11 protein-coding genes are annotated in these 12,309 nt (G+C 37.9%); 9 read left to right on the top strand and 2 right to left on the bottom strand.

Features of this window, described 5'->3' with window-relative positions; genetic code table 11:
* Nucleotides 1-138: 138 nt before the first annotated feature.
* Nucleotides 139-753, bottom strand: a complete 615-nt coding sequence (locus CSEC_RS00055; RefSeq protein WP_041016387.1) for a DUF8085 domain-containing protein — start codon at nt 751-753, stop codon at nt 139-141.
* 191 nt (nt 754-944) lie between these two features.
* On the opposite strand from CSEC_RS00055, the gene CSEC_RS00050 reads away from it, so the two are divergent.
* The 9 genes from CSEC_RS00050 to CSEC_RS00010 all read left to right on the top strand — a co-directional run bounded on the left by CSEC_RS00050 (nt 945) and on the right by CSEC_RS00010 (nt 11,616).
* Nucleotides 945-2,051 (top strand): LicD family protein, encoded by a 1,107-nt coding sequence (locus CSEC_RS00050; RefSeq protein ID WP_041016386.1) that lies wholly within the window; start codon nt 945-947, stop codon nt 2,049-2,051.
* A gap of 248 nt (nt 2,052-2,299) precedes the next feature.
* Nucleotides 2,300-4,669 carry a hypothetical protein gene (locus CSEC_RS00045; protein WP_041016385.1) on the top strand — a complete coding sequence of 790 codons (2,370 nt, stop codon included), beginning with the start codon at nt 2,300-2,302 and terminating at the stop codon, nt 4,667-4,669.
* The gene (locus CSEC_RS00040) at nt 4,653-5,336 is read left to right on the top strand and encodes a DOMON domain-containing protein (RefSeq protein ID WP_041016384.1); all 684 of its coding nucleotides are present in this window, start codon (nt 4,653-4,655) and stop codon (nt 5,334-5,336) included. Before CSEC_RS00045 ends, CSEC_RS00040 begins: the two co-directional genes overlap by 17 nt.
* Nucleotides 5,337-5,560: 224 nt before the next feature.
* On the top strand, nt 5,561-5,863 hold the full coding sequence (locus tag CSEC_RS00035) for a putative quinol monooxygenase (protein WP_041016383.1): 303 nt from the start codon (nt 5,561-5,563) through the stop codon (nt 5,861-5,863).
* Nucleotides 5,864-6,065: 202 nt separating this feature from the next.
* Nucleotides 6,066-7,154, top strand: coding sequence for a glycine cleavage system aminomethyltransferase GcvT (gcvT, locus tag CSEC_RS00030; protein WP_041016382.1), 1,089 nt, complete (start codon nt 6,066-6,068; stop codon nt 7,152-7,154).
* The gene (gene gcvH, locus CSEC_RS00025) at nt 7,154-7,528 is read left to right on the top strand and encodes a glycine cleavage system protein GcvH (protein ID WP_041016381.1); all 375 of its coding nucleotides are present in this window, start codon (nt 7,154-7,156) and stop codon (nt 7,526-7,528) included. Before gcvT ends, gcvH begins: the two co-directional genes overlap by 1 nt.
* Nucleotides 7,529-7,555: 27 nt before the next feature.
* Entirely contained in the window at nt 7,556-8,899 is a 1,344-nt protein-coding gene (gene gcvPA / locus CSEC_RS00020; RefSeq protein WP_041016380.1) for an aminomethyl-transferring glycine dehydrogenase subunit GcvPA, read from the top strand.
* Between the two features lie 17 nt (nt 8,900-8,916).
* Nucleotides 8,917-10,374, top strand: a complete 1,458-nt coding sequence (gene gcvPB, locus CSEC_RS00015) for an aminomethyl-transferring glycine dehydrogenase subunit GcvPB (protein WP_041016379.1) — start codon at nt 8,917-8,919, stop codon at nt 10,372-10,374.
* Nucleotides 10,375-10,518: 144 nt separating this feature from the next.
* Nucleotides 10,519-11,616, top strand: a complete 1,098-nt coding sequence (locus CSEC_RS00010; protein WP_041016378.1) for a hypothetical protein — start codon at nt 10,519-10,521, stop codon at nt 11,614-11,616.
* Nucleotides 11,617-11,651: 35 nt separating this feature from the next.
* On the opposite strand, the gene CSEC_RS00005 is transcribed toward CSEC_RS00010, so the two are convergent.
* Nucleotides 11,652-12,125 carry a hypothetical protein gene (locus CSEC_RS00005; protein WP_041016377.1) on the bottom strand — a complete coding sequence of 158 codons (474 nt, stop codon included), beginning with the start codon at nt 12,123-12,125 and terminating at the stop codon, nt 11,652-11,654.
* Nucleotides 12,126-12,309 lie beyond the last annotated feature (184 nt).

Below are 12,309 nucleotides of genomic sequence, written 5' to 3'. Positions count from 1 at the left end.
CCTTTAGAAAATTTTAAACTCATGAAAAGGGACTATTTTTCTCAAATTTTGATAAAGCTCATACTCTAGCTAATTTTATCTTTGCAGGATAGAAAAAAGACAACTGCAAAAAAGCACTTTTTAAGAATTCATTCTCTTTTATTGATTGTATTTGCCGGAAGTTTCTTGAGGCGCTTTAAAGCTTGCCAAAAGGTATTCCACGAAGCCATTCCAATTTTCAGAGAGCAATAACTTTTTAATTTCAGGCTCCGGGAGCGACAATCTGTTTGCAAAATCGTGAATATACTCATCTTTAAGGTCATTAAAATCGCGGGCTTCATCAAAGCTCTCGCCCATCCCCTTCATGAATTTTTTCCAGATTAACTTTCGGTTCTTTATATTGTGAAGGGCGCTAATCGTTTCATTGTTTGAAAAAATAATTCTCCAAACATTTAACGGGTGGACTCTTTCAAATTTATCGGCAGCCCTGTTTAAATCATTTTCTAATTTTTTTAATTTTAGCAAAGGCTCCTTGCCAAGAGTAAGGACAATAAATCGGATGCCATCGATTTGCTCTTGGCTTGTTTCTATCCAATAGGGCCGTATCATTTTGGCTTTTTTTCTCGGCTCTTCTGACTTGGCAATGCCTTTTTCATTATAGGCAAGAAACGAAGTTTCATCGCCGAAAGAATCCGAATTTTTGGCGTTTAAAACACCGGCGCTAAAGAAAAATACTCCACATCCCAAAGCAAATAAATTAAAAGTCGATCTCATATACTTTTCCTTTATAGGTAAAAAAATGGATCATAACGAATATGGAATATTTTAAAAGAATGTTTTACGAAATAACTTTGCAAAAGATCAAGAATGTGGCATGCAAGATAACTATTGGCTGTTTGAGTTCTTAGATTTTTTTTGAAACTCTTGATTGAAAAGAACCTTAAAATGGAAAGCATTGTAGACCTATGACCGTTGATAAAGCAATCACTCTTGTCGCATCCTTTTTTTTAGTTTTCGGCCTTCCTTTCGTGCATTTTTATTTGAAAACAGTTGAAAACCCCTTTCTTAGCATCTACATAGAAGACGGAAATGCCTTCCATCAAATGGGGGCGCATCTCTTAAGCCCTTATCATTATATTATTGATGGAAAAAAAGGTTTAAAAACACCTGAAGATGTAAAAGAACGCTATACCTTTAAAGAAAGATTCAATTATGAGGACGGGTTTGAGCTGAAGTTAACGGCTTTTTTATTTCTTTTGCCTAAAACCTTTTATGAAGGTGTTTTTTTAAATGCCCTTTCGTTCTTATTTCAGGATCAAAGAAGTCAATTTCAAGAAATAAAAAGATGTCTTGAATGTAGAGATCTTCATTCAAATGAGGCTTATTATCGTGAAATCGGAATGCCTGAATTTAAGGATGAAACGCTTGTTTTAACCAAGGATTATTGCGAAAGAAGACCCGGCGATGAAAATCACTTAAAAAAAGAAAAGGAAGCTTTAAAAGAAATTGTTGCCATCCTGGAAAAAGAGAATATTTTCTATTTTGTTGATTGCGGCACTTGTTTAGGGGCTTATCGCTATGGAGGGGTTATTCCTTGGGATAATGATGTGGATATCGCCATTTTAAACCCTGACTTTGAAAATGTTAAACGGGTTTTAAAAGCAAATCTCGACCCCAATCTTTATCTTGTCGATGACTGGTCTTCAAGGGGCAAGCAAGATTCCTATCTAAAAGTTTATGTGAAAGAATCAGCTTCCCTTATTGATATTTATACATATATCATCGACTACGAAAATCGAACTTTAAAATATATTCTCTCCAATGAAGATAATATTTTTCTTACTAAGGAATGGAAAGAGAAAGAACGGATTTATAAAGAACCGATCAGCTTTGATTTAGTCTTTCCCCTAAGAAGAGGTACCTTTGACGGCATAAGTGTCATGCTCCCCAATAAAACTGAAGAATTCCTAAAAAAAAGATACGGGGAAAATATTGAGCCTAATATGATCTACGATCCAAAAACACAATCCTATATTAAAGATTTAAACCATCCTTACTGGTCGGCTACATAGTTTTTGTTCTTTATGAGAATGAAGGTTAGATAAAACCCTTCCATCTTTAAATTTCTTCTGCTAGCATTTTCTTTAAAAGGTTTTTTAAACCTAAATAAATTAAAAATTAATTTTAACGAGAATTTCCTGAATCTTATTCTCGATGCCTTTTAGTCATTTACGGGCAGTTTAAAAGAAGATTTTTTAATGTTGTTTAAGGTTTTTTAGGTCAAAATCATCAAAGTTCTGTAGAAGGGGTTTTTGTTCCAATGCTTCATCATTTCCGCAAATATCAACAGTACATTTATTTAGTTGTGACAGTTGTTATCATTATTTCATTTTCCTTCTTTGGAACAGCAGGCGTTATCGATTCCATGCAAAATTATGACGAGCCTGTGTTTAAAACAACAAGCGGAACCACAGTTAAGCATAGAGACTTAAATGAAATGGCCCTTTTCATTTCTACTGATAAAACGGATTCTCTAAGGTACCAAGGTTATGGCGGCCCTAATTTTTTAAATGATGGGGTTATCGCGAATGATTTCTTGAAGACTGGTTTAGCGTATGTCTTGCTTGAAAATTTTAAAGAACCTTTGAAGGCAGATTTGGAATCAAGAGCTGCCAAAGAAAAACATTTCAATCTCTATACCCATAAGGAAGCGCCTTTTATTAGTGTCGAGAATACCTGGAACTATTTTGCAAAGGATATGGCGCAAAATTACCGTACCCTTAAAAAAAATGATGACCCGCTTTCGGAAGAATCTTTTAAGGCTAGAGTTTCGTTATACAATAGGGAAAGAGAATTCCCTTACGCTTTTTTTAAACAATTTTTACGCTATCAGCAAGCTCAATACAGCTGGGTTAAACCTGATAGAGATTTAGAATACCAAGACCTTGCTCTTTTCAATTATCATACCTTTGACGATTGGTTTGGACCCCGCTTTATCAAACTTATCAGCGCAGTCATCCTAAACGCAAGTGATGCCGCCTTAAAAGCCGGCTACCATGTTTCCAAAGAGGAAGCCCTCGCAGAACTTAAAAAAAACGCAGCTGAAAGTTTCAAGGAAGCTCAAAAGCAAGGGACTCATCCTGCTAAAAATGTCGATGATTACTTTCAAGAAGAGCTTCGCCGCCTTGGTTTAGACAAAAACCAAGCCGTAAAATTATGGCAAAAAGTTCTTCTTTTCCGTCGTTATATCAACAATGTTTCAAGATCGGTGTTTGTCTCCTCTCTTCCTTTTAATTCATTTACAGAGTATGCGACGGAAGGAACGGAAGGCGAGCTCTTTACTTTGAAAAAAGAACTTAAATTTGATACTCCAAAAGAATTTGAGCTTTTTGAAATTTATCTATCCCAAATACAGAAAATAGATCCAAAATCCCAAAATTTATTATTGAAAGACACGTTTAAAACGCCTTTGGAAGTTGCAAAAGAAGCTCCAGCTCTTGTCGAAACGGAAGTTAAAGTAGAGTATGCTGAAGTGGACACTCTAAATTTAATGGGAAAAATTACTCTAAAAGATACTTGGAATTGGGAGTCCCAATCGGAAAATTGGCCTCTTCTTGTAAAAGAATTTCCTGAACTTGGCTTAAAAAAACCAACTTCTCAAGAAGAGAGAGTTGCAGCCCTTGATGAGCTATCTTCTGAAACACGATCACGAGTGGATTATTACGCAAAGAAAGAAATTTTGAAAAACCATCCTGAGTGGGTGGAGGAAACTTTTGCAAGCCTTGAATTCAATCCATTAACGCTTCATATCAATATGTTGGGAGAAAGCTCTGAGTTTCCTCAAATCGAGGCTAAAGCCCTTAAAGAAGCCATCGATGCCCTAAAAACAAAAGAAACTTCAGCTACCGCATCTTTGCAGTCAAAAGATAAGAAAAAGCACTTTCAAATACGGTTATTGGATAAATCTCATGACCCTCAAATTCTTACCTTCAATGAAGCGAAAGAAAAAGGGGTTTTAGAAACTATCTTAAATAAAAAACTTAAAAGCCATTACGAAAAAATCCGTGAAACAGATCCTAAAACCTATAAGGGAGAAGATGGCAATTGGAAAAGTTTAGCTGAGGTGGAATTTAAAGTAGCGGATAGTTATTTTGCGAAAGTCTTATCTTTAATTCAAAAAGAGGTAACGGGCTTAGGCGATGAATATAAAGGCTTACCAAAAGAAGTTAAAGCGCTATATCCTTATAGATTCTTAAGTTACATGAAACAATCTTTAGAAGAGTTTAAATCCGGACAATTTCAAAATTTTGAAGAACCCTCTTCTGAAAACCCCAATCGGTTGGAAAGTCAATTTAAAATTGTCAAAACCTCCTTTAAAAGAGATAGAAGAAATCCCGGCATTCCGGAACATAAGGATTTGCAAGAATCTCAATCCTCCCCTTCAAAAGTCTTTTTTCAAGCATCAGAGGGTCCTTATTTCTTTGTCATTGGAGGAGCTATTAATCCAAATACGGCAACAGGATCTATTGAAACTGCCCTTTCAGTTCAAGAGTTAATTGGAAATGAGGCGCTCAGAAACTTTTTTGAGGTTTTTCTTCATCAAATTAAAGAAAAGCAATCTCTAGAATCCCTTTTTCTAGAATCCGAGAATGATAAAACAGAGGTCGCCCTTAATGCTTACAAGGGATGATGATGAGAGCTATTTTGAGCTCTCCCCCGCGAATTTTTTTGAAGTTTCTTATGAAGTCCCTTTTTTAAGCGGAAAAAATCTCCCTTCTTTAACTTCTAAAGAAGGGAAGAAATTTACTTTGCCAAGTCCGGATTTTTTAACCGGAGAAGAGACTTTTGCCTCTATAGGGCTTGGATATAATTTGGAAGGGATTGCGCTTCGAGTAGAAGTTCAAAAACCGGTGGAGAGAGTTTTCTATCCTGAAATAAGAGAGGGCGATAGCTTTGAAGTTTTCATCGACACACGAGACTTAAAAACAACCGGCTATGCCACACGTTTTTGCCATCACTTTTTCTTTTTACCGGAACTTGTGGACGGAAGAAAAGCAGGCGAAATCACAAGATTTCGAGGAGAAGAAAGCCATCCTATTGCAGACCATAACGAATTGTCTTTGAAAATCCACACGACCAAAAAAAATTATACCCTCGAAATTTTTATTCCTTCCCATTGTCTTTATGGTTTTGACCCTGTTGAATTTGATAGAATAGGTTTTACCTACCGGATCAATAGACCCCAAGAAGCCTCTCAGCACTTTACAGTTCTTTCAGATGAGTTTAAAGTTGAAGATCAGCCTTCCCTTTGGAGTAGCTTGACCCTTAAACAATCTCAAACACGAGAACATCAATAAGTTGCAGCAACTCGCCGTCAATTTTTTCAAAAGCTGCCATATACCTCACTCAAGATACTCTTTACCAAGGGATAAAACTTCCCTTCATTTTTAATATTTAAAAATACCGGACTTCTTTCGAAATTCGCTTTGATTGAAAAATGAGCTGCTTTTGTGCAGATTTTTTGATAAATTTTGAAAGCATAGGATAACCTAATCAAAGCATTTAAGGTAGGAGTAATAAAATGGTTAAAGTTGCTTTATTGGTAATATTAGAAGCTAAACCTGAGAAAGTTAAAGAAGTTGAGGATTTTCTTAAAAGCGCCTTGCCTACTGTCCAAAAAGAAACTGAGACCACAGCATGGTTCGCCATCCGTCTTGGGCCGACTACCTTCGGAATATTTGATGCTTTTCCAAGCGATTCAGGAAGAGAGGCTCATTTAACAGGAGATGTTGCTAAAGCCCTGATGGCTAAAGCAAAAGACCTATTTTCGAAACCACCTTCCATTCAAAAAGTTGATGTGTTAGCAGATAAACTCCCTAAATAAGAAGTTTTCATCAAAAGCCGTCTTACTTAAAGCAAGGTGGCTTTTGATTTCTTAACCCGGCAACAACTGCTTCCAAAGAAGATTTGCATTCATTTTTCATCCCCGAAAAAATCTTTTTTCCATCCAAGTTTTAAAGATTTTAAAGACAAATCTTTTGCTTTAGGCTATAAAAGAAAAAGCCGTTTTTTGGAGATTTAACAAAATGAAAACTGTTCTTTATGACAGCCATAAAGCATTGGGAGCTCATTTTTTTTCATTCCATGGCTTTGACATGCCTCTTTTTTATACAAGCGTCTTAGAAGAACATAAGCAAGTTCGAGACAAAGCAGGTCTTTTTGATGTGACCCACATGGGTGTGATCGAAGTTAAAGGAGAGGAAGCTCTAAAATTTCTTGATTATTTATCAGTCACTCCTCTTTCTGATAAACTTGAGAATACAGCCATCTATACCCTATTCGCCAATGAAAAAGGGGGCACAGTGGATGACCTTCTTATTTTTAAATTATCTGAAAATCACTTCTATTTGATAGTCAATGCTTCTTGCAAAGAGAAAGATTTAGAGCATCTTTTGCGCCATAAGAAGGCTTTCAAAGTAACTGTTAGTCCCCTATTTCAGGAGTTAGGAACTCTCGCCCTTCAAGGCCCCCTTTCAAGGGAGGCCTTATCAAAATTATTCCCCTCGATTCTTAGGTTAGAGCCATTTCAATTCACTATGGAAAATTATGAGAAGAAACCCATTTTGCTCTCAAGAACCGGCTACACAGGTGCGCTTGGCTACGAAATTGTGGCCCCAGTTTCTCTTATACCGCGAGTCTTCGAACAAATTCTTTCCCTTGATTCAAGAATTAAACCGATTGGACTTGGAGCAAGGGACACTCTACGATTAGAAATGGGGTATGCCTTATATGGTCATGAACTTAGTGAAACGATTGCCCCGATTGAAAGCGTCTCTTCCTGGACTGTGCATCTAGACAAACATGATTTTATTGGAAAAGATGCATTGGCTGCCCTTAACCGGTCTCTTAGCAAACGCTACGAACAAGGAATTCTTTTTGAAGAAGGTCGGATTTCAAGGGAAGGCACCCCTCTTTATTTTGATAATAAAGAAGTGGGTGTCGTAACCTCAGGTAATTTTTCTCCGACTTTAAACTGTCCTATAGCCATCGGATTATTTTCACAAAAATTTCCCATAGGCACCCTCTGCAAAGCTAAAGTCAAAGATAAGGAAATTTCAGGCAAAGTCGTCCGCTTGCCTTTTGTTAAATCTTCAATCAAGGGAGGATCCTTTTAATGAAATATTACACAATCACACACGAATGGGTAGAAGCTCATGGCCGAAGCGCGACAATTGGAGTGAGTAATTTTGCTCAGCAAGAACTCGGGGACATTGTTTATGTGGAATTGCCGGAAGTTGGAAAAAGTGTGCAAGCAGGGTCTGAAATTGCCGTGCTAGAATCGACAAAAGCTGCCGCTGATGTTTACACTCCATTAAGCGGAAAAATTATCGAAGTGAATCAAAACTTAAAAGAGAAAGCCGAATTGATTAATACATCTCCTGAAAAGGAGGGTTGGTTGTTTAAAATAGAACTTTCTAATTTAGAGGAATTAAAGACCCTTCTTGATGCAGAGGGCTATGAGCGTTTAATCAGCCATAAAAAACCTTAAGACTTAAATTTTTAATAGAAAAAGAAAATGGATTATATTTCGAACACGGATAAAGAACGTGAGGAGATGGCAAAAGCCATCGGTATCCAATCTATAGAAGATCTTTTTGAAGATATTCCTAAAAAACTCTTGTTAAAAAAAAGAGGGCTTGATGATGGATTATCTGAGCTTGAAGCCAAAGTCTGGATGCAAAAATTAGCCGATAAAAATAGCTACCCCTCATTTGATAGTTATTTGGGAGCCGGCAGCTATGACCATTATATCCCCTCTTTTGTTCGGGCTATCTGTCAAAAGTCTGAGTTTTTGACAAGCTACACGCCTTATCAAGCAGAAGCCTCTCAAGGAATGCTGCAAGCTTTGTTTGAATTCCAGTCTTCGATTGCAGCTTTAACCGGGCTTGATGCAGCTAATGCTTCTGTTTATGATGGGGCTACAGCTGCCGGAGAAAGCGCTTTAATGGCGCTTCGCGTCAAAAAATCTCGAGACACTCTCATTTTATTTGAATCGATTCACCCGCTTGTTCAAGCGGTCATTTGTCAGTATGTGCTCTCGCAAGGCTTTAAAATTAAAACAATCCCTTGCGACAATATGGGAAAGTGCGACTTAGAAACTTTCAGGAAAGAAATAAATGAAACGATTGCCGGCGTTATTATTCAAAGCCCCAATTTTTTTGGACGGTTAGAAGACGCTAAAGGCATTTTTGAGGAAGCGAAACGATTCGAGAGCCTAGCGATACATCTTTCTAACCCTATAGCTTACGGTCTATTTTCTTCAGCTAAAGAAGTTGGAGCCGATATCGCGGCAGGGGAGATGCAGCCACTTGGAATCCCCCCTCAATTCGGGGGACCTTACGCCGGCTACATGGCTTGCACACAAGATTTAATAAGGCAGATGCCTGCAAGAATAGTCGGTGAAACAGTCGATAGCGAGGGAAAAAGGGGTTTTATCTTAACTCTTCAAGCAAGAGAGCAGCATATTAGACGGGAAAAAGCCACCTCTAACATATGTACGAGCCAATCGTTAAATGCTTTAGCAAGTTTATTAACCTTGCTATGGTATGGTAAAGAAGGCCTTAAAAAGCTTGCTGAAACAAATTTTAAAAAGGCCAATTATCTAAAAAATCAATTATCTCATATTTCGGGACTAACGCTTCCAACTGAAGGCGTCTACTTTAATGAATTTCCGGTTCTTTTTCCCATAGAAGACAAAAAGGTAATTGAACATTTTATGGCAGAGAAAATTATTCCTGGAGCCTCTATTAGCTCTCTTTATAAGGGAACAAAAAAAGGGTGGCTTGTCAATGTGACGGAGAAAAAAAATCTAACACAACTTGAAAACTACCTTTTTAAAGCTAAAAATCTTTTTAAATAACACAAGTGATCCAAGTTATGGCCAATTTAAGAAAGACACTCTTTGAGAAAAGCATTCCGGGGCAAAAAGCTTGGAGTTTGCCTAAAGAAGAAACGCCTATTTCTCAAATTGAATTGCCTCCTACCTTTAGAAGAAAAGAAGAAATTCATTTACCTGAAGCTTCCGAGCTCTCGATCACAAGGCATTTTAGTCAGCTTGCCAAGGACAATATGGGGATCGATACCCATTTTTACCCGCTTGGGAGCTGCACTATGAAATTTAATCCAAGGATTAATGAGGAGTGCGCCTCCTTTAGCGGTTTTGCTAACTGCCATCCTTTGGCGCCGGATGAAACGGTACAAGGGTCTCTTTTCATCATGCATGAACTTATTCGTCTTTTATGCGAGCTATCGGGGATGGATCAAGGAAGCTTATCTCCTAGCGCCGGCGCCCAAGGCGAGTTAACCGGAATTTTGATGATAAAAAAATATTTTGAAGAAAGAAATGAATCTTTTCGAAATGAAATTATCATACCGGACAGCGCTCATGGAACCAATCCCGCTACAGCTGCCATGGCAGGGTATAAAACCATTTCCATTGAAAGTGATGAAGATGGAGACATTAATTTAGACGACTTAAGGAATAAAACAAGTTCAAAAACTGCTGGACTTATGCTTACCAACCCAAACACTCTCGGGTTATTCAGCCGTAGAATTCTATCTATCGCAGAAATTATTCATGAAAAGGGCGGCCTTCTTTACTACGATGGGGCAAATTTAAATGCCATTATGGAAATTGTGAAACCCGGCCTTATGGGATTTGATGTGATGCATCTAAATTTACATAAAACTTTTTCAACACCTCATGGCGGAGGCGGCCCTGGCTCCGGCCCTATCTTATGTAAAGAAAGCTTAAGCCCTTATTTACCGTTGCCTTGGGTTCAAAAAAAAGAAGATGGCCTGTTTCATTTGATCCGGGAAAGCAAGACGAGTATGGGTCAAATTTCATTTTTTAATGGAAATTTTGGCGTTTTTGTAAAAGCCTATCTTTATTTTATTATTCACGGCTTTTATGGTCTTCGAAAGGTTTCAGAAAATGCGGTTTTAAATGCTAATTATTTAAAAACAAAAATATCCCCTCTTTTCAAAGATCCCTTTAAAGATCGATTCTGCATGCACGAATTTGTACTGCAAGCCGACCGCTTTTTAGACTCTAGGATAAAAGCTTTAGATATAGCTAAAAGGATGCTCGATTATGGTATTTATGCTCCAACCATTTATTTCCCTCTGATTATTAAAGAATCTCTTTTAATCGAGCCGACTGAAACGGAATCCAAATCCACCCTCGATGCTTTTATTCAAATTATGGAAAAGATTGTCGAAGAGGCCAAAAATAATCCGGACCTATTGCGAAATGCCCCTTTAAACACACCTGTTAGACGTTTAGATGAGGTTCGGGCGGCCAGAAACCCTATTCTCAAACACACCATCCAATAGTTTTTTTTAATTATAAAAATTTAAAAGATCCTTATGAGTTATTAATATTTGCCAGATAGACTTACTTGAACTTAATTATTTAATTCAAGATGGCTTAAAATAGTAAATATTTTAAAGCTCTCAAAACTAAACTAAGGAGAAGGTATGACGTCACCCGCTGCCCCCTCGGTTCCGGCAACCTCGTCGCCAGGACTTGGAGAAAATATCGCGAATGCGGCTTCAGTAACCTGGAATGGTATTAAAGTCGCAGTTGTGGCTGTGAAAGATTTTATTATAAAAGCAGCTATGGCTATTTTTAACTTTCTTAAAAATACAGCCCAAGCCATTTGGAATTCCAAACCGGCGAGGTACACTTGTGCAGCGATAGCCTCTATTGCAGCTGCCATTGGAACTGTCTTTCTCGGGATATTTATTGCCAACAAGTTGAAAAAACCGGATGGCACTAAAGACGAAAACCCAGGAGATCCCCCTCAACCCCCATTGCCTTCTAAAGAAGATACTGACAAAGCAGCTGATTTAACCGCTAATAAAGACCCTAACCCTGAGCCTGATTTATCCTCGCCCCCTACCATAGAACTAAAAAAAGATGAGGCTCCTAAACCCTCTATTGCAGAGAAAAAAGAGCTGCAGATTCCGGCGGCGGAAGAAAGCGTTCAGACAAACGAAGTTGAGAAACTCTCTCTTTTATCAGTGTTAAATAAGCCAAAAACACGAAAACCTGAAATTCTTCAAAAAGGAAGACCGCAAATTCAAGAAGGGACAAGACGTCTTCCTTCAAGAAGAAGCCATACAGAAAATGTAAAAGAAAAGGAGACTCAGCCTACGGCGCTCCCTTTTCTAGAAACGGGGAATAAGGACGATGTCTCCGATTCAACTATAGCTAGAGAGTTGGCCCAACAGGAGGTTGGAATAACTTTTGAAGATTTACTAGAAAGCTTAGAAAATGAGCGTTTAACAGAGCAGTTTTTACAAGATGAAGCTTTAGCAAAATTTCTTGCTGATGAAGAATCCAATAAGCCAAAACCTGCCCCGGAGCGCCAAGAAACGGCTCAAAAATACCCTCAAACGGGTAAAGAAACGGTCATTTCTCAGCATTCTAATGCTAATGGCCTAAAAGTTGAAAAAGTCGCCGTCCGCCAAGCAGATGGTATGGAACTTTTATTTCAAAGATTTAGAAATCAGCCAAGACAGATGGTAACAGCTCTTCTTGGGCAAACAAAAGCAGCCTTTATTAAAGTTTAAATTTAAGGCCAAGTCTTTTGACTTGGCCCTTTTCTCTATTTTTTAAAGAGAAGCTCGGTAGTTTTTAAAGCGCCTTCTCCTATACGAAAAGGGCTTACAAACTCAAGCACTCTATTCATAAGTTGGGACGGCTCGCCAATTGAAACTCTTAAAATTTCACATAAAGCAGCGCTTAGAGCTAAACCAACGCCTGCGCTGATAACGATAGTAGCGTTCGGTATTTTATACTCGCCTGTATCATTCTTTTCTCCAAAAGGTCTAAGAGAAACATTTTTCATCACATAAGACTCGGTAATAGGACGAGCCCAATCTTTAACTCTACCAGCTAGGCTTCCCGGACTTGTGTTATATTCTAAGGCAGGTCGGATTGGTAAAGCTTCTAAAAATCTTAAGACCGCTTCAGCAGTTAATGCAAGAGCTGTCGCATTCATGGCATAAGCCGGTAATCTCATTGAGGCATTTAGCGATAGCATCCAAATTTTTCCCATTACATTATTATCAACATTCATTGTCAGTCTCCCCTGTTAAATTGGATACAATTTCCGGACAATTTAAACATTTAAGCATTCCAATGCAAAAGGAAAACTTTAATCTTAGAAAACAAATATAGGAATTTGATTATTAGCGTGATAGTAATAATTATAAGCAAAAAAAAGAGGAGATTTAGGGAAAAAAAAAGCCCTTACAGAGAAC

The organism is Criblamydia sequanensis CRIB-18, from assembly GCF_000750955.1.
Lineage (GTDB): Bacteria > Chlamydiota > Chlamydiia > Chlamydiales > Criblamydiaceae > Criblamydia > Criblamydia sequanensis.
This window is presented reverse-complemented; position numbering and strand designations above follow the sequence as displayed.